12 protein-coding genes are annotated in these 18,712 nt (G+C 44.9%); 5 read left to right on the top strand and 7 right to left on the bottom strand.

Annotated elements, in window-relative coordinates:
- The first annotated feature begins 448 nt into the window (after positions 1-448).
- From L1D22_RS17055 to L1D22_RS17040, 4 genes are all read left to right on the top strand, one after another.
- Entirely contained in the window at positions 449-1,666 is a 1,218-nt protein-coding gene (locus L1D22_RS17055; protein ID WP_048660527.1) for a ParA family protein, read from the top strand.
- A gap of 5 nt (positions 1,667-1,671) precedes the next feature.
- Positions 1,672-2,646, top strand: a complete 975-nt coding sequence (locus L1D22_RS17050) for a ParB/RepB/Spo0J family partition protein (protein WP_132761652.1) — start codon at positions 1,672-1,674, stop codon at positions 2,644-2,646.
- Between the two features lie 93 nt (positions 2,647-2,739).
- The gene (locus L1D22_RS17045; RefSeq protein WP_239830646.1) at positions 2,740-4,881 is read left to right on the top strand and encodes a GNAT family N-acetyltransferase; all 2,142 of its coding nucleotides are present in this window, start codon (positions 2,740-2,742) and stop codon (positions 4,879-4,881) included.
- Positions 4,882-5,312: 431 nt separating this feature from the next.
- Positions 5,313-6,983: a FapA family protein gene (locus L1D22_RS17040; RefSeq protein ID WP_239830645.1), complete on the top strand. Its 1,671-nt coding sequence runs from the start codon at positions 5,313-5,315 to the stop codon at positions 6,981-6,983.
- Positions 6,984-7,107: 124 nt separating this feature from the next.
- Here the strand turns inward: L1D22_RS17040 and L1D22_RS17035 are convergent, their stop codons facing one another.
- The 6 genes from L1D22_RS17035 to L1D22_RS17010 all read right to left on the bottom strand — a co-directional run bounded on the left by L1D22_RS17035 (position 7,108) and on the right by L1D22_RS17010 (position 16,696).
- Positions 7,108-9,222 carry a type I secretion system permease/ATPase gene (locus L1D22_RS17035; protein WP_239830644.1) on the bottom strand — a complete coding sequence of 705 codons (2,115 nt, stop codon included), beginning with the start codon at positions 9,220-9,222 and terminating at the stop codon, positions 7,108-7,110.
- An 18-nt stretch (positions 9,223-9,240) separates the two neighbouring features.
- Positions 9,241-11,151 carry a LapD/MoxY N-terminal periplasmic domain-containing protein gene (locus L1D22_RS17030; RefSeq protein WP_239830643.1) on the bottom strand — a complete coding sequence of 637 codons (1,911 nt, stop codon included), beginning with the start codon at positions 11,149-11,151 and terminating at the stop codon, positions 9,241-9,243.
- Between the two features lie 5 nt (positions 11,152-11,156).
- Positions 11,157-11,825 (bottom strand): transglutaminase-like cysteine peptidase, encoded by a 669-nt coding sequence (locus tag L1D22_RS17025; protein ID WP_017629972.1) that lies wholly within the window; start codon positions 11,823-11,825, stop codon positions 11,157-11,159.
- 59 nt (positions 11,826-11,884) lie between these two features.
- Positions 11,885-13,276, bottom strand: coding sequence for an HlyD family type I secretion periplasmic adaptor subunit (locus tag L1D22_RS17020; RefSeq protein ID WP_176679081.1), 1,392 nt, complete (start codon positions 13,274-13,276; stop codon positions 11,885-11,887).
- 112 nt (positions 13,277-13,388) lie between these two features.
- Entirely contained in the window at positions 13,389-14,684 is a 1,296-nt protein-coding gene (locus tag L1D22_RS17015) for a response regulator (RefSeq protein WP_239830674.1), read from the bottom strand.
- A gap of 101 nt (positions 14,685-14,785) precedes the next feature.
- Positions 14,786-16,696, bottom strand: coding sequence for an ATP-binding protein (locus tag L1D22_RS17010; protein ID WP_239830642.1), 1,911 nt, complete (start codon positions 16,694-16,696; stop codon positions 14,786-14,788).
- Between the two features lie 167 nt (positions 16,697-16,863).
- On the opposite strand from L1D22_RS17010, the gene pdxH reads away from it, so the two are divergent.
- On the top strand, positions 16,864-17,499 hold the full coding sequence (gene pdxH / locus L1D22_RS17005) for a pyridoxamine 5'-phosphate oxidase (RefSeq protein ID WP_017061203.1): 636 nt from the start codon (positions 16,864-16,866) through the stop codon (positions 17,497-17,499).
- 109 nt (positions 17,500-17,608) lie between these two features.
- Here pdxH and L1D22_RS17000 read toward each other — a convergent pair whose 3' ends face one another.
- Positions 17,609-18,328, bottom strand: coding sequence for a helix-turn-helix transcriptional regulator (locus L1D22_RS17000; protein WP_239830641.1), 720 nt, complete (start codon positions 18,326-18,328; stop codon positions 17,609-17,611).
- Positions 18,329-18,712 lie beyond the last annotated feature (384 nt).

The following is an 18,712-nucleotide window of genomic DNA, read 5'->3' as shown; positions in this document are numbered from 1 at the left end:
TTACGTCTGATGTATTCCATGATCATTCTTCCGTGTTAGGTTCAACTCTCTTTTATCTAGTGACGCTTCATCTTGTCGTGGTTTTGAATTTTCGATGCTATTTTGGTTTTTTATTTATTTCTTGGTTGAAAACTCACAATTTCGAATGCAAATCACACGAACCGTAATCTATGCTTGTATTTCAATCGTTCCGAAGGTTTTTGCTGAAATTGCATTTACATTGTAAATAAGTGATGCTGTAACATTTTAAATGTAAGCCAGAAATAGCATGGTTGTGCATGATAAAAACGGTCACTTTTTGTGTTTGTCTTAACCGTTGTTTCATCAAACTGTAAAAATACAGTCTATTTTATGTGATTTTACTCATAAATGTATGTTCATGTATTTGTTGTATTTGTTGTTAATCGCTGTACAATTTGTACTTAGTTAATCATTACGGAAACTGGCAATGAAAAGAGAACAAACGATTGATAAGCTCTATCAGCTGGCCGAACAAACTCAACAAGTTCAGGCTGACCGAATTGAGATTATTCTGGAAGAGCGAAGTGATGAACATTTCCCTCCAATGTCTAAAGCTATGATGGAGACTCGTTCAGGCTTAACTCGTCGAAAATTGGATGAGGCAATTACCAAGCTTGAAGCGGATGGTCACCAGTTTACAAAGAACAACGCCAATCATTACTCGATTTCATTGACTGAAGCTCACATGCTGATGGACGCGGCGGAAGTGCCAAAGTTCCACCAACGTAAACAGCATGCAGACAACAAACCTTGGATTATCAACGTACAAAACCAGAAGGGTGGTACAGGTAAATCAATGACGGCGGTTCACCTAGCGGCTTGTTTGTCTCTGAATTTAGATAAGCGCTACCGTATCTGTCTGATTGACTTGGACCCTCAAGGTTCATTACGTCTGTTCCTAAACCCACAAATCAGTGGTGCAGAGCACGACAGTATCTATTCTGCCGTTGATATCATGTTAGACAACGTGCCTGAAGGCCAAGATGTTGACCTAGAGTTTCTTCGTAAAAACGTACTCTTGCCAACTCAATATCCAAACCTAAAGACAATTTCTGCATTCCCAGAAGATGCGATGTTTAACGCTGAAGCGTGGCAAAGCCTGTCTCAAGATCAGTCACTTGATATTGTTCGTCTGTTAAAAGAGAAGCTTATCGACAAAATCGCCGATGATTTCGATGTGATTATGATTGATACCGGCCCGCACGTAGATCCATTAGTGTGGAACGCAATGTACGCGTCGAACGCTCTTCTGATCCCATGTGCTGCAAAGCGTTTGGACTGGGCTTCAACGGTGAACTTCTTCCAACACTTACCAACCGTTTACGAGATGTTCCCGGACGATTGGAAAGGGCTTGAGTTTGTTCGTCTGATGCCAACCATGTTTGAAGATGACAACAAGAAGCAGGTTTCGGTTCTCACTGAAATGAACTACCTGCTGAATGACCAAGTGATGATGGCGACGATTCCAAGAAGCCGCGCATTTGAAACCTGCGCCGATACCTACAGCACGGTTTTTGATCTCACGGTTAGCGACTTCGAAGGTGGTAAGAAAACTCTGGCTGTCGCTCAAGACGCAGTACAAAAAAGTGCTCTAGAATTAGAACGTGTATTACACAGCAACTGGCCTTCACTTAATCAGGGATAACAAGAATGGCAATTAAAACATCTGACTTAAATGCAAAGCTATTTGGTAAAGCAAACAAACGTCGCGTAGCAACGCCTCAAGAAGCGCAAACAGCTGCTAAAGAACAGGCTCAAGTAATTGAACTTTCAGTTGCGGGCGAAGAGTTGGTTTCATTTGAATTGGTTCGAATTCCTGCTTCTGAAGTGGCGACTCGAACGGTTGTTTTTGAAGAGAATGCGCGTGAGCAATCTTTCCTAAATGAACATGCTCTTTCTGATGTTCTGACAACATTGAAAGAACGCGGTCAGCAATATCCAGCAGTTGGTCGTAAAAACAAAGACGGTAAGATTGAAGTTCTTGATGGTAGCCGTCGTCGTATGTCGTGTATTTTGGCTGACAAAGAGTTCCTTATCTATGTTGCTGAAAACATTAACGGCGACCATGCTAAGTTCTTATCTGATGTTGCAAACGCTCACAAACCACTTTCTCTGTATGAGAAGGGCAAAGAGATGCAAGCGAAGCTGGATAAAGGCGAAGCTGAAGACCAAAAAGCACTAGCGAAAATGTTCCAGTGCAGCGAAGCTTTGGTGAGTGGCGCATTGAAAGCGGCGGCTTTGCCACTTGAATTGCTACAAGCTTACCCAAATGTGAGCGATCTTGGTCGTCCAACGATTGTTAAACTACACAAACAATTTGGTGGCCTAACGAGCGAACAACAACAAACACTACTGACTAAGTGTGATGCTTCAGAAGGTTTTGTATGGCAACGTAGTGAAGCTCAAGGCGTAACTCGCTTGACCAAAGACGTGACTGAAACCCTAGAAGGTTGGATTCTTGAACTGGCACCTGCGCCAGCTAAGAAAGCGTCTCCAAAAGTTGAGCTAATTAAAGGCCGTGCTTCATACAGCCGTAAAGGTTCAAACTTGGCGTTGAATCTTAAGAAAGTTGATGACGCAACGATGGAAGAAATCCTGGCGTTCGTGCAATCAAAGCTCGATTAAATCGATAACTTTCCCTTACTACTCTAAAGCCGCTTTATGCGGCTTTTTATTTGGCTGTGATAAACTGTGTTTAGATGAATCTGGACACTGACTATGACAAACCCAACCAACACTTTTCTAAACACACTTTCTAATATCGCTCAGCATAACGATCATCGTTATGGCGTTGTCTTTGATGGTGATTTCGATTGGCAAAACTCCGCTGTTATAACCTTTCTTCAAGATGCAGATTCTCAAACCGTTTTCCAGATTGGCGGTACTCCGTTTGAGGGTGCGATTCATGCACCAGTAAAAAAAGGCCAACAACTTCTTGGTCGTGAATGCCAAGTTCTTGTGTGTGATTTTAGAGAGCAGTTCGACGCGAATGGTTTTAGCGCAGCATTGGGTTCATTAGTCGGTGGCGGGTTGCTGTTGGTGTTACCGCCAAAAGTTGATGACTCCGAAGATAGCGAGTGCTTTGGTCAATCTTGGTTAAAGCGACATTTTGATAAACTACTTTCTATTTCGCAAAGTGACGAACAGGCGGGTGTGATTGAAGCGGTGAATTCGCTTCCTCAAAAGCTTAATGACGATGATTCAACTGATCGATTTGAACAGCAAAAAACGGCGATTGAGTTAGTTAAGAAAGTTGTTACTGGACATCGAAAGCGTCCATTGATTTTAACTGCAGACCGAGGTCGAGGAAAAAGCTCAACTCTGGGTATTGCAGCTGCGCAGCTTTTGGCAGAGCGAGAGGGCTTAAACATTATTGTTACGGCTCCCTCTGTTAAAGCTATTGAGCCCGTATTTTCTCATGCGTTACAGCGACTCGATGGGTGTGAAGTCATTAACGCGACTCACATTGGTTATCAAGGTGGAAGTTTAAGGTTTGTCGCGCCTGATGAGTTACTTAAATCTAAGCCTGATTGTGATCTGTTGTTGGTTGATGAAGCGGCCGCCATTCCAATCCCAATGCTTAAATCTATGGTCGGTAGTTATCATCGCATGGTTTTTTCAACCACAGTTCATGGTTATGAAGGCAGTGGGCGAGGTTTTGGAATTAAGTTCGAAGCTTGGCTTTCTGAGCATCGCGCAGGATGGAAGAGTTACAAGCTTGAACAACCCATCCGTTGGAATAACAACGACCCACTAGAGCGTTGGCTATTTGATTGTTTCCTGCTTGGTGAAGATGCGCGCCCGAGTGAATCAGCTGTTTATAAGTCGGAAGATTTTTCCAATGATGCACTCAACCAGCTTAGTTTGGTTGAGTTGTCAAAAGCAGACTGTTTGGTTAACCCTCAAAAACTCCAACAATGTTTTTCTCTTTTAGTCGATGCCCATTATCAGACGTCTCCTAATGATTTGATGCAGTTCCTCAATAACCCAGCTATTCATTTATTTTCCGCTTGGCAGCAAGACGAGTGTCTTGGTTGTATGTTGGTGACGGAGGAGGGCGGTTTAGATAAAGAGTTGATTGCACAAGTTCAAGTTGGGAAGCGTCGTCCACAAGGTCACCTTGCACCAGTTCTGTTAGCTAACCAGCTTGGCTCTGTTGAAGCAGCAACTAGCCGCTGTCTTCGAGTGATGCGGATTGCTGTCTCGACACGCCATCAAGGTTTGGGTATAGGCCGTTGGATGTTGGATCTGTTATCTGAACAAGCTGTCCAAACAGAGCAAGCTGATTATTTGGCGACGAGCTTCGGTGCGACCTGTGATTTGATTTCTTTCTGGCGTGATAGTGAATTTGTGCCTGTTCATATTGGCCACCAGCGAGATCAGGCAAGCGGTTGTCACTCTGTTTTGATGGTTAAGTCTCTTAACCAAAACTCTCAAATTTGGATAAACCAACTGCAGAGTCACTTCGAGCGTAGTTTTTGTTTTGTGGTTTCTGGTTCTTTGGCTTCTCTTGAAGTTGATATGGTGCGCGCATTACTACCAAGGCAAGCGGAATCTATGGCTGAGTCTGAAATCCAACTCATCAGGAATTATGTCGATGGCGGCAATAGTTACGACAGCATTGGTTTCAGTGTCCTGAATCTGATTCTCCAGAGTAATAGTCGTCAAGCTCACATAGCTGAATTTGACGCTATAACCGATACAGGTTTCGCTGTTTCTAATTTGCTTATCGCGAAAGTCGTTCAGCAGAAAGAGTGGGGGGCTTGTGTCGAACAGTTTAATCTTGTCGGTCGGAAACAAGCTGAGATTCAGTTCCGACAAGACGTCGATTTCCTATTATCAAATTTACACTGTAAATAGGCAGTTTGGTTTCCCAACTCGTTTTCAGCGCTAATTAGATTTACAGTGTAAATTAGAATATTCGATTTACACTGTAAACTGAAACTCCACATCCAAATCCAGTTTTACCTTCATCATCGCTTTCATTGTCGCCCCACCATTTTTAGTTCGCTCTCTTAAAGACAGCCCTTAATCTTCTAAACCGATTCGTTTTTATCATATTGCTCTCACATCTGTTCAACGTTCACTCGTATGGGAAATGCTGAAACTGCTCACCTTTATATTTGTAAAGTTGAAGCGGATCATAAAATAGTTAAGTCTTATTTATGAGTCATGTTTGCAGAATCGAAAGTAAGTGATGTGACGCTGATTATTCTAATAATGTGATACTAAGCGCAGAATGAATTATATAGACTGAATAACAACTGAGTCATTAGGGATACTCAATTCGAATGTGGGATAACATCGTTACACTGTCGGAAGATAAGCAACAAGTGATGGCATGTCTGCCGTCGGGGTTTGTGGTCGACGCAAGCTTTGACAATAAGACTCTGCCACCAGCCTTAGAAGCTTTGAACGCATCTAACTACTTTCTTTTTGAAGATGAGGTACTGCGCTTTGTTACTCTTGCAAAAGAGGGCAAGGGGGAAGCTTATGAAGGAATCTTGATTGCAGAAGTTCGTAATGCCAGTGTCGCGGTCGAGCTGACTGATGATGAGATGCTAGCAAGTCTAGTGGTCACTGGTCCGTATAATGGACACCCGCTGCGCGGTAGCGACATCATTCATTGTTTAGCACAAGCTCACATCACAAAAGGCATTAATAAGTTAGCGCTCAGAAAAGTGTTGATGATGAGTACCAAACTTAAGCCCGGAGAAAAGTTTACTCAGCCCGTAGCCAAAGGAACACAACCCGTAAAAGGTAAAGACGCAAAGTTTGCAGCCTTGGTTGAAGACATTACTCGACAAGTTTTGAAGCCTCGCAGTAAAGACGAAGGCAAGATTGATATGCGAGACTTGGGAAAAACCATTACCGTTGGTCAAAACGACCAGCTAATGAAGCGCACTCCCGCCACCAAAGGTATTGCTGGCTTTACCGTCCAAGGTCGAATTATCCCGCCACTTCCTGGACAAGACAGTTTAATCAAGCCTGGCAAGGGCACCTACATTTCTCCGGATGACCCAAACTTACTACTCGCCTCTTATCCCGGATTACCCATCATCAAAGACCGCACCATTGAAGTCGATGACGCTTTATGTGTTAGTAATGTCGATGTATCCACCGGACACGTCAAATTCAAAGGTAATGTGTTTGTTTCTGGCAACATTGAACCGGGAATGATTGTGAAAGCGACTGGCAGTATTACTGTGGGTGGTTTTATTGAGTCGGCTGAAGTTCAAGCTCAAGGTGATATCAAAGTCGCGAAAGGCATCATCGGCCACACCACCAAAGAGGGTGAGGCTAAAAGCTGTAAGGTATTCAGCAAAGGTTCCATCACCGCGAGCTATGCTCAGAATGCAGAACTGCAAACCGCCGGTGACATTCGACTCGGCGTGCACAGCATGAGTAATGACATTCGTTGTGGAAACAACCTTGTCGTAATGGATACCATGAAGAAACATGGCACTCTCAGTGGTGGCGAAGCCAAAGTCGGTGGAAAGGTCGAATGTGTGTTCTTAGGCGTAGAGGGAGACACGGCAACTAAGGTTCATGGTTTTGCTCGTTACGATGGATACCGACAGAAAATCGCTGAACTAAAGGAAACTTATAAACACACCCAAGAACAAACCATGGATGTGATTCGCCAAGAACTCGAATTTAAGAAACGGCCAAAAGCCGAGAGAAGCGAAGAGCAAGCGTTGGAAATAGAGCAACAACGAGAAAAGAACAACCAAGCAATTGAAAATACCAAATCACAGCTAGATACACTAGAAGCGGAGTTTGAAACCAACCTTGCTGAATGCACAGTTGAAGCGCACGAAAAAGTGTATACTCGCGTGACGATTCAGTTTGGTGATGAAACGGTGACAACTAAACGAACCCACGGCGGAAGTGTTTTCTCATTCAACCAATATGAGATTCAGTGTTCGTTTAAGATGGAACAAGAAGACATTGCTTTGTAGCCTATCTTCATAAGATAAAGCGATGCATGGCCTAAGTGCCGAGACTGACCAATAAAAAAGGGGGAGCTGATGCTCCCCCTTTTTGGTATCTGTAATACAGGCTATTTTTATTTAACGTCTTGAGTTAGCTCACCGCCCTTACTTTGCCTTGTTTGAGGTCCGACAGAACTTGTGCTTTTGGACCATCGGCAATAATGCAGCCTTTCTCCATTACGATCACTCGGTCGACAATATCTAGCATCGACGTTTTGTGTGTGATTAGAATTAACGTCTCGCTTGGAAGCAATTGGTTAAGCTGATGCTTGATGTGCATCTCTGAGCGGTTATCCATAGCACTGGTCGGTTCATCCATCAACAGCACTGGCGGACGGCCTAAGAAGGCTCTGGCAATTGCAATCGACTGACGCTGACCACCAGAAAGTAACGCACCGCCTTCACCGACTTGACGCTCTAAGCCTGCAGGATCTTGTTGAGTAAATGCGGTAACGCCAGCACGGTTAGCTGCATCCATCACATCGCGGTCATCTACCAAAGGGCGACCTAGAGTGATGTTGTCTCTTACCGAGCCGTAGAACAGATTACTGTCTTGCGGTACACAGCCTATATTGCGTCGTACGTCGACATGGTGAAGTTGTTCCATGTCGGTGTCATCTATACGCACATGGCCCTCTGTGGGCTTGTACAGACCCATAATCAGGCGTTCCAGTGTGGTTTTACCTGAACCGATACGTCCAATGATCGCCACTTTCTCACCAGGTCTAATATGCAGGGTTAAATCTCTGATAGAAGCAACGGGAGAATCCGGATAGTGGAAGGTCACTTTGTCGAGTGAGATATGACCTTGGATAATAGGGCGGTGGATGTAGCGCTTACCTTCTTCCTGTTCATCCGGCATCGACATGACTTGCTCAATCAAAGTCATCGACGATTTTGCTTGGTTGTAGCGAGTCGACAGCAGCGAAAGCTGAACAAGAGGACCAATAGCACGGCCACTCAACATGGTCGCAGCGATCAAGCCACCCATCGTCAGTTCACCTTCCGCAATTAAGTACACACCAAAAATGATCATGCCTACGTTGGTACTTTGCTGAACAAAGCCTGCCGTATTTTGGATGCTGTCGGTAATGCGGCGACTTTTGATATTCCAGTTCGCCATGTGAGCAACCGCTTCTTCCCAGCGGAATTGGAATTGGCTTTGTGCGCTGAACAGCTTAACCGTCTCTAAGCCAGCCAAACTCTCAATTAAGTTAGCGTACTTCTGAGAAGCAAGACGAGAGCCTTCTTCAATGGTACGACGCAATGGCCCTTGGATTAATAGTGCGTAGATAATCAAAACGACCACACCAGCAACTGGAACAAACACAAGGTTTCCTGCCATTAACCAAATTAAGGCCAAGAACATGAGTGCGAAGGGTAAGTCTATTAACGAGCCAATGGTTGCTGAGGTAAAGAATTCACGGATGGATTCGAACTCTTGCAGGTTTTTAGCGAACGCACCAACTGAAGCTGGCTTGGCTTCCATACGAATGCCCAACACTTTGCTGAACAGCTTCGAAGAAATCAGGATATCGGATTTCTTACCTGCAACATCAATGAAGTAGCTTCGCATTAGCTTTAACAGCAGATCGAAAAGGAACACCACAAAGATACCACTCGCCAGCACCCATAAGGTTTCAAATGCTAGGTTGGGAACTACTTTGTCGTACACCAAGCGTGTGAACATTGGTGCTGCAATGGCAAAGATGTTGATCAGAATGGAAGCGATCAACACATCACGATAGATGTTTTTAGATTCCCAAATCGTGCTCCAAAACCAGTGTCCTTTGCGAGTTTTGAGAACCTCAGGTGAGCGTTCGTCGTAACGGAATTGTTTCTTTACTAAGAAGTAGCGGCCGATGAACTGCTCTTTCAATTCGTCCATTGGAATGATGATAGGCACCATTCCGCTTTCAGCTGTGATGATTTCCGCTTCTTGTTTTTCTAAATCGATACTGTTGAGAACACATGCCTCACCTTGTTTTAGCAGTAAAACGGCAGGCAGAATCAGGTGAGGAATGTTATCTAAGTCGGAACGGTTTTCTTTTGCTACTAATCCCGCACGCTCAGCAGAGCGTGGGAATAGGAAAGGGGTTAGCTTTCCATCGGTTAGTGGCAACCCATTGATCAACGCTTCGGGCGAGTTAGCTAACCCGTAATACCGGCTAACGTAGATCAGTGAGTTCAATAGTGGATCTTGCATGCGATATAACCCTTACAACTATTTATCAACAATGAAGCCTTGGAACACTTCTACGTAGTTATCAGATAGGATATCTAGCTGAGTTTGAGTTTCTATTCGAGACGCGATGGTCGTGATACCAAGGTTATGAGCCGTTCGTGAGATCGACGTTAGGGTAAATTTCTGTTTTTCGTCATCAAGGTTATGTGTGAATAGGTAATCCAGTTTCACATAGCTTGGGCGGTATTCGTTGATGTAATCCAGTGATTGGAAGTTACGTCCGTAGTTGTCGACACCAAACACCGCTTCAGCGTTGCGAATAGTGTTACACAATAGCGCCGTGTAGTGTGGAACGTTGATGAAACAGTTTTCTGGAATCTCAAAATGCAGCAGGTGAACGACAGAGGCGTTTTGCTCAAGTGTTTTGCCAATCCAACGGATGAAGCTTGGCTGAGAAATGCTACTTGGTGAGATATTGATAGCAATCGGGCTTGTAACTTCATTGGCATTAAGCTTTTCAATCATCTTCTCGATAACGTATTGGTCGAGAATGTGGCTCATTTCAAGTTGCTCAAGTGCGTATAGATATTGGTTCGCACCGTAACGCACACCGTCTTTCTCAATCGCAGAGAACACCTCTTGGTGATACGTTTTACCAAAGGCATTGTTTGCAGCCTGAAGACGGAAAGTGACTAGGTCGTTGATGATCGCTTCTTCAACCAGCATGCGCCATTGCTGTTTACCCATTACCGCGCCGTGGTCGTCTGCGGTGACGTAGCCGTAAGCAAGCTCGCGGTTCGCCTTGGCACTTGAAAGTGCGTTATCCACCAGCGACATGATTTCGGTACTGGTTTTACGCTTTTTGCTGTAGGTCACACCCAGTGCAATGTGTGGGTTCGCCATGCCTGTTGGATCTGAACCTAGGCTTTGAATGCAATTGACGATGCTGCTAGCAACAAGTTTAAGTTCGCTTTCATCAATGTTTGGCATGATGAAGCCAAATTCATCGCTAGAGATACGTGCAATAGTGATGTCTGGTGATGAAATAGAAGCCTGTAATTGTTCAGCCAATTGGTGAACTAAGGCATCACCCTCTTGGTAGCCTTTTTCATCGTATTCTTCGCTAATAAACTCCGCTTTTAGTACTGCTAAACCACCTAAGCTTGATTCTTCTAACCATTGAGTTAGCTGAGACATGTAGTAAGCGCGGTTACCCAGCTGAGAAACAGGATCGATATACGCTCTTTCACGCAGCTTCTGAGCTTCTTTTGCTTGGTTTTTAAATGCCAATTCCACTTGAGTCGACATGTGGTTAATACCGTCGACCACTAAGATCAGATCTTTTGTTTTCGGACGAACCAGAGGTTCACCAAATTGATTTTTAGCGATCTGATCCATTTTGGTAATGATCAATGATAATGGACGCAGTGCGCGCTTGAGGATCCATGAAATCGACACCAAACCCAGTAGGAAGAACGATCCAAAGATGGTCAGGAGGCGTGTAAATGCTTGCCAAAGTTGATCATAAGCCGGACCCGGGTGACTGACGATCTCAACCTCTGCTAGCTGCATCCAACCACTGGTAATCACACGGCGGTCATGGACTGGCTCAAACAAATTTAGGTTGGTAAACCACTGTGGTACGCCCGTTGATTTAACAGGGTATGAGCGGAGAATATCCTCACCGCTGTCTAGGAAGATCAATCGAACGACGGAATAAGAACTGCCATCAAACAGGGCGTTGATAACAGACTCCACCGCCACCTTGTCCTTTTCTTCTAGGTAAGGGGCGAGAGCCAGTCCAACAGTATTAATGGTATTACTTACCTCAGAGCGTTGCTGCTCCTCTAAGTATCCACGGGTGGTATTGAATTCGATCATAAAAACTGACGTCATCAGCAGTATGAACACCGCAACCATCCCGACCACAAGCTGTTTATATAAAGTCATTGTACCTACTCATCGTAATTGATAATGGGTTTGTTTAATTTTAGAGAGCGCTCACGGGAACGTAAGTCGTTCCATAAGCTCAATCTTGAAGATTTCCCTGCTAGCTTACCGCTGCCCGCTGCTGACTTGATTAACCAAAGGTTTTTACCGTTGAAACTGTAAATTGGTCGTAGGTCTGGGCGTTTGGAACCGCGTTTTATCTCAGGGTTTAAGTTGTCTAAAATTAGTGGCTCTGCACTGGGTGTTGAGTAGTACGCCAACACCATGTGGAATTGGTTCAACTCAAGTGCTTTTACGTACACTAATCGTAATTTCTTATCTGGGACGCCGAGCTCAAGCAAAGAGAAGTATTTTGCGATAGTGAAGTCTTCACAGTCGCCGGCATTACTGCCCAAAAACTCCAGTGGTGTCGCCCAGTAGTCGTTCTTTCCCCACAGAATGGTGTCGTCGACAAAGTACATCTGGTTGAAGAACTGGTTTACCGACCTGAGTTTCTCTTTCTCACTTAACCCGTCGTAAGACGTCATGTTTGAGCGCCATGTCGCCACTCGTTTTCCGGCTCTGTCACCGTAGGTTTTGGTGACCGCATCTATCCATCGTTGATCGCTCTTGTTAAGCGCCACAGAGGTAAAAGAGGTGAGGACCAGCAGCAACAGCGATATCCGAGACTTCATAGCCTCTGCTCTTGTCTGTTTGCTGTGTATTGAAAGGCGTCGTTAAACATCAAACGTCCTTACTCTTTTAGTGCGTTGTTTTGAGCGCTTAATATTGGCTTCAACATGTATTCAAGCACGGTTCTTTTGCCCGTGATGATGTCGACAGAGGCCGTCATTCCCGGAATGATTGGTAGTTCTTCGTTTTTACCAAAATTGTGTTTTTCGGTGCGTACACGCACGATGTAGAAGCTGTTGCCTTCTTCATCTTGGGTGGTATCGGCGCTGATGTGCTCTAACACGCCTTCTAGACCACCGTATTTGGTGAAGTCGTAAGCACTGAATTTAACGATGGCTGTCAGTTCTGGGCGTAGGAAGGCGATGTCTTGAGGAGCGATTTTTGCTTCGACTAATAGAGAATCTTCAGTCGGTACAATCTCAACGATGTCCATGCCCGGTTGGATAACACCGCCTACGGTATTAATGCCAAGCGTTTTAACGGTTCCGGTTACTGGAGAAACCACCACGGTACGGTTTACTCTGTCTTCTAGGCCAACGGCCGATTCGGTCAGTGCAGAGAGCTTATCTTGTGCTTGATTGAGCTTTTCTTGTTGCTCTGATCGGAAGTTCAACGCGGCATCAATACGGCTGAGCATAGATTCTTTGATGGCAGAACGTAGGAGAGGGACTTTGAGTTCGCTTGAGGTCATTTCTCGGCGAGTATCGTTTACTTGTCTTTGGAGCTTAAGTAATTCAATGCGTGGTACCACACCTTCATCAGCAAGGGGTTTGGTGATATCCAGTTCTTGGCGAGCAAACTGGTAGCTCTGTTTTAGGTTGCGGACACGTGCTTTAATTTCGATAAGGTCTTGTTGTTTCTGTTCAACTTGTTGATCAAAAACAGAAAGTTGGTTTTTTAGGTTGTTAAGGTCTTGGCGGTATTCTGCTTTTTGACGATTAACCAGTTGAGGTTGAAGCTCGTAGAACTTAGGTGGGAAGGCGAGCTTACCGTAATCGAGAGTGACACTTTTTTTCCACTCTTTTTCAGAGAAATCTTCGTTGATAACGACACTGGTTAATGAAGCAGAGAGCATTAACACGTTGGCGGTTAAGTTGGCGACCTGTTGTTCACGCTCACGGAAGTCTGAACGAAATCGAGTGTCATCGATCAAAAGTAGTTGTTGGCCTTTTTGAACTTGTTGACCTTCTTTAACTAAGATCTCCTTAACTAGGCCACCCTCAAGGTTTTGCACCACTTGGATTTGGGAAGAGGGGATGACCTTGCCTTGGCCAACGGTGACTTTGTCTATTTCAGCCCAAGCGGACCACCCAATAGCAGCAATAAAAAACAGAACGATCACCCACAACATAATACGCGCACTGGTCGGCGTATTGAGGAGTAGCGCCGCGGTTTTATCGTCGACGTACTCAAGTTCGGTTTCGTTCAATTTGCTGAAATTCTTCTGGCTCATAACAGTCCTTGTTTGCTAAATAAAAGTGCAAGCCTATTGAGTGTATTCTTACTTTTGATAAATGTTAAGATTTTGCTCCTTTAAATCTTTGAATTTATATATTTTTTAGATCCTATCGATTTTTGAAATCCGTTTTATCGAGTTGATGCTTTCTTAGCTTGTCATAGAGCGTTTTTCGCGACACTTGCAGCTCTTGTTGTACTTCTTTTAGGCGCCCTTGATGGCGGTGTAGTGCCTCAATCAAGATAATCTGCTCAAAGCTATCGGTACGTTGGCTTAATGACTGTTGTTGCTCTTCAATACTTACATTAAGTTGGCTTTCGTCGTTTTGCTCATGTTCATCGCTGTCGAGCGAAGGTTGCTTCACTTGTGTCAGCACTCTGAGTTCGGCATGTTGGCGAAGCTGGCGAATGTTTTCACTCCAATGAGTAGTGATCAGCCGTTGAATCTCTTTCTCTGTGATAACTGGCGGTGGTAACTGATAGCGACTTGCTGCACCGCGAGCAAAATGTTTGAACAAAGAGCCAATATCTTCCGTTCTTTGCGCCAAGGGTAGTAAATTAAAACGGCGCAGTTCACCTGTAATTGTAGTAGGAACTACTGTAGTTGCGATAATGATACAAGTTGCATTGGTCTTGCATGAATTTTCACGAAGTAGAGTGGGTTTTAGAGCAGCTAACCATAACCATTGCTGCGAAGTTAACGCTTCTGTTTCATGGATATAGAGCGTTCCACCCTGATGTTTGTGGAACAACTGCAAAACAAATTGATCAAACGTCGCTTGGTCATTACGGGGTAAATTGAATGCCGCGATAGGGCAAAGCTCTGCGGTTGAGTGGCTATGCAGATCGTGTGTGTACTGGGCGGTGATTCGTTTTCCTGTTCCGATATCGCCAACAAACAACAGCAGTGGGTTTTGTTTGCAATCTAGTGTGATTAATTCACGGCGTAATGTCTGCATCGATGGAGACTGGCCAATCAATTTTGGGCCAACCTGATTCTGCATCGCGAGCTCTTTTCTTAGTAGGTTGTTCTCTTCTACCAAGGCGAGCTTGTCAGTTGCTTTTCTGACTGCCGTTAATAGGGCATCGACCACAAACGGCTTTTCCAGAAAATCATAGGCGCCAGCCTTCATTGCGGACACCGCAGTTTGCACATCGCCATGCCCAGTTAGCACTATGATTTGAAAGTTAGGATTCTGGCTCAGCAACTTATGGGTAAATTGAATACCGTCCATTACTGGCATATGGATGTCGGTAATCACGATGCCTGCTTGTGCGACGTCTATCTGCTTGAGCGCCTCAACGGCATTAGGGAAGCAGACAATGTCGATGCCTTCAATCAGCATGGCTTGTTCTACCGAGTCTCGGATAGCGGGTTCATCGTCGACAAAATAGAGTGTGGGCATAGAGTGCAAAAGTCGAGTCCTTAGCAGTATGTTAGGTTCGCAATATGTGAGATCAGCAATCATGTGAAATTCGTTTTTTCGTTAACAATAACAATGCTGCGTTAGTCGTTAACTTTGTATAACGGAATATTAATCGAGAATACCATGCCTGTAGGCTCCAACAGGGTTGCACTGATCGAGCCGTGATACGCTTCAATAATCCGCTTCGATATAGAGAGCCCAAGCCCTAAGCCTTCTGACTTGGTAGTGAAAAACGGGTCAAAAAGTTGTTCAAGTTTGTCGGCAGGCATCCCTATTCCGTTGTCCCAAATGATCACCTGACACATGTCTTCATGCAGCTGCCATTCAACGCCTATCTGTGGGATAGCTTGCTGGGCTGCTGTTTGGGGGAGCAAGGCTTGCTGAACGATGGCCTGCTGCTGAAGTGCTTGAGTCGCGTTGTGAATCAGATTCACCAGCACTTGTTCAAGCTCGGTCGGGTGAATCGCGATATTAATGTCATCCGGTACCGTGCTTAACCTGAGCGTGATGCCTTGCTTGATCATCAGTGCGCTGAGAATACTGGTGGCGTTGTTGATCGCTTGATGCAGATTCGCCACATGATGTTCCTGTTTGGTCACTTTACGAGTGAACACCTTAAGGCGGGCGATGATCTCGGTAATCGAGGTGTTTAACGCGATCATTTTGCCTAAGTTGCTTTTCACCAAATCGGTTCGATCCATCTCAAGCAGTTTTAAGCTGTTCTCGCTGTAGGTTCTGAGTGCGGCAAGCGGTTGGTTGATTTCATGGTTAATGCTGGCTGATAGCTCACCTAGAACGGCTAATTTGGCGGTTTGGGTCAGCTCTTGTTCAGTTTGTTTCAACTTCAATTGCGATTCTTGGTACTGAAAGATGGTTTGCTGAAGCTGCTGATTCGATTGCTTCAGATATTGGGTCCGCTTATCTACCGTTTGTTCCAGATTTTGGTTGAGTCGGGTCAACGCCACCTTTGCTAGGTAGGTTTGGCGCCAAGACCAAGCAATTAGCATTACTAAGCTATAAATAACAACAAAGGTGATGTCGATTTGCATCACTTTAAGCAGTTCGGCTTTGGTCTCTTTCAAAGCCACCACTTGATATTGGTTGTCGCTGACGGCTGCGGGGTACAGATTAAAAGTCCCAAGCTTGAATAACTGGTTGGCGGTGAGCTCTTTTCGGATTTCGTTGGATTGACGGTGGTTAGCCTGACTGGTGCTGTTAGCTTCTGGCTGAGAACTTGAAGAGCGAAAGGCTTCAATGATCGAAATTTCGCTCTGACCGTATTGGCGTTGAAGGGCGATATCTGTTTGTTGTTGCTGCGTTAATGGCAACAAGGAATGATAAAGCCAAGGCGCTTGGCTTGAAAGAAACACCACTTGGTTTGAGTCGAGTACTACGATCTCAAAATCGTCGCTAGTCAGTATGTTTTCTAGGTTTTCTAAACTTACTTTTACCGTGATAACTCCGACAATCTCCTCGTCAATATACAAAGGCGAAGACAGAAAATAACCTCGTACGTCCGAGCGAGCACCTAGCGCGACATATTGGGTTTTATTGCCTTTGATTGCAGAAGCAAAGTAGGGACGAAACGAGAAGTTTTCGCCAACGAAGGTTCGTGGCTTTTGATAGTTACTTGAAGCCACGACAGTACCGCTTGGATCATGGATATAGATGGTGTCGGCTTGGCTTTGTCCCGACCACTCGAATAACAAGTTATTGAGCTGCGCCGCGGAGATCTTGTCTACTTGTGGTGATGTGTCGAAGTAAGACAGCAAGCGCGGATCGTGGCTGAGCAGATCGGGGATCTGCTTGAATTTATCCAACTCAGAATCGATTTGTAGATTCGCTTTATTGGCCGCTTCGTTGAGTTGTTGAGTGACGATTTTTTCTTGAAATTGCACTGCCAAAAAGTGTGTAGCGGTTAACCCTGCTGTTCCCAGCAACAGCGAGAATAAAACGAAGGGCGTCATTAGGTTAGGCAGTATTTTGGTCACTGGGATCTCAGCTTGTCATCGGTTTGTATAAAGATTATCAATATGATGGAGAGAGTACCGAGATCTTGTTAACACAGAGCACCTTCTATGAGACAAAACCAAGGCTTAGACTTGTGTTTCAAAGGATTACAGCGCAAAATCACAAAAAAATTAAAAGGAGCAACCAAATGGAACTGACAGATATTCGTCGCGAATACGCTAAGGGTGGATTGAGACGTAAAGACTTGGCCGCAGACCCGATTGAGCAATTCAATCTATGGCTAGAGCAAGCCATCGAAGCTAAGCTGACTGACCCTACTGCCATGACAGTTGCTACGGTTGATGAAAATGGTCAGCCATTCCAACGCATTGTTCTACTGAAGAATGTCGATAAAGACGGTTTTGTTTTTTACACTAACTTAGGTAGCCGTAAAGCGCATCAGCTTGAGCATAACAGCAAAATCAGCCTACATTTCCCTTGGCACCCACTTGAGCGACAAGTTCATATCACGGGTACGGCTGAAAAGCTGACTGCGATGGAAAACATGAAGTACTTCTCGTCACGTCCAAAAGAGAGCCAGTTAGCTGCTATCGCAAGTAAGCAAAGTAGCCGCATCTCTGCACGTGGTATCTTGGAAGGTAAATATTTAGAGCTGAAACAGAAGTTTGCGAAAGGTGAGATTCCTGTGCCTTCTTTCTGGGGTGGTTTCCGTGTGCGTGTTGATAGCATTGAATTCTGGCAAGGTGGCGAGCACCGCTTGCATGATCGCTTCTTGTTCTCACGCCAAGACAACAGCTGGGACATCGATCGCCTAGCGCCTTAGTTCAAACCTTCTGTATGAATCAAAAGTACCGTTGATTTTGTGTTTACTCACTTCAACGGTATTTTTTCGTCTGTACTTTCATCTGGATGCGAGCTTACAGAGCCGTCAATCAGTCGCTGTGTAGAACCACTGATATCTGTTTTTTGAGTAGGGTTTCGGGAATCACAGAGCCTAACCCTGAATCCAATGCATACTCTATTAACTGGCTCTTACTGCGCGCATCGAACTTCTGCTTCAACCTCGCGACATGACCTTCGACGGTCTTGATTGAAATATTCAACGTCAGTGCAATGTACTGGGGTTTCTTACCGAAAAGCAGTAGGAACAACACTTCTGATTCTCTTGCTGTCAGCTTCTTTTGCAATTTCGATACTCGCGGTTTTGATCCGGCAATCGATGCCTGATTGTCTTTCGCACAAGTCGCCTGACATACCCAATGACCGACCTCTAGAATCGCAGTGTCTGTCAGTTCTTGTCCATAGAAAATCGTGCCTTGCACCTTGTCTTCGGCATCAAGCCAAGGGGTTTTAGTAAAGATATGTGCGTGCCAGCGGCCGTCAGGGTAGGGGTGAATATCGAGGATCTTGAGTGTGCTGCGTGTGTCCATCACATGCTTGTCTTGAGCTCGGAAATCTTGAGCGCACTCGATGGTTTGGCTCGGCATGTCAAAATCGGTCAAGCCAGTACATGTCTCGCCCGGTTTTAAGCCAATCAGCTGGTTGTAAGCTAGATTTGCATATACGAAGACCGAGTCAGTATCTTTGCAGCCCCAGCAGCCTGGAAGTTGTTCAAGTAAAGAACGATGTATGGAGTTGAGTGGATCTGGCAAGGTTTTATCTCGTAATCAGAAGTATAACGATGATATCAGTTTCTTATAGCGCTGCAATGGTAATTAGAGAGTGAAATAGGTACTGGAATTTGGGGTTGAATATCTGTTAAACGGATTGCTGATGAACTGCTTCAATCAAGGGGAATAGATAAACGAAAAGGGTGATAAATAGGCAAAAAAAACCAGCCTGAAGAGGGGCTGGCCAAAGACAAGATATGCCTTGTCGACATGTAGAAGATTTTCAGTTTAATTCACGAGGGTCATGCAAATTAAACTGAGGCATCAGTTAGATACCCAGAGTGACTTACTACTCTATCGACGAATCTACTCCTAGGAGTGCTAATGCATAAGGGGGGAATTCCCCTATAAACGCTGCTCAATGTG

The sequence above is a fragment of the Vibrio sp. Isolate34 genome (genome assembly GCF_022397915.1).
GTDB lineage: Bacteria > Pseudomonadota > Gammaproteobacteria > Enterobacterales > Vibrionaceae > Vibrio.
Note: the sequence above shows the minus strand (reverse complement) of the source record. Positions and strands in the feature narration are given on the sequence as shown.

What these genes read in the sequence shown, in the direction of transcription:
- L1D22_RS17045 (WP_239830646.1), top strand. Translation starts at nt 2,740, where the DNA reads ATGACAAACCCAACCAACACTTTTCTAAACACACTTTCTAATATCGCT.
- L1D22_RS17015 (WP_239830674.1), bottom strand. Translation starts at nt 14,684, where the DNA reads ATGCCCACACTCTATTTTGTCGACGATGAACCCGCTATCCGAGACTCG.
- L1D22_RS17040 (WP_239830645.1), top strand. Translation starts at nt 5,313, where the DNA reads ATGTGGGATAACATCGTTACACTGTCGGAAGATAAGCAACAAGTGATG.
- L1D22_RS17050 (WP_132761652.1), top strand. Translation starts at nt 1,672, where the DNA reads ATGGCAATTAAAACATCTGACTTAAATGCAAAGCTATTTGGTAAAGCA.
- pdxH (WP_017061203.1), top strand. Translation starts at nt 16,864, where the DNA reads ATGGAACTGACAGATATTCGTCGCGAATACGCTAAGGGTGGATTGAGA.
- L1D22_RS17055 (WP_048660527.1), top strand. Translation starts at nt 449, where the DNA reads ATGAAAAGAGAACAAACGATTGATAAGCTCTATCAGCTGGCCGAACAA.
- L1D22_RS17025 (WP_017629972.1), bottom strand. Translation starts at nt 11,825, where the DNA reads ATGAAGTCTCGGATATCGCTGTTGCTGCTGGTCCTCACCTCTTTTACC.
- L1D22_RS17035 (WP_239830644.1), bottom strand. Translation starts at nt 9,222, where the DNA reads ATGCAAGATCCACTATTGAACTCACTGATCTACGTTAGCCGGTATTAC.
- L1D22_RS17030 (WP_239830643.1), bottom strand. Translation starts at nt 11,151, where the DNA reads ATGACTTTATATAAACAGCTTGTGGTCGGGATGGTTGCGGTGTTCATA.
- L1D22_RS17020 (WP_176679081.1), bottom strand. Translation starts at nt 13,276, where the DNA reads ATGAGCCAGAAGAATTTCAGCAAATTGAACGAAACCGAACTTGAGTAC.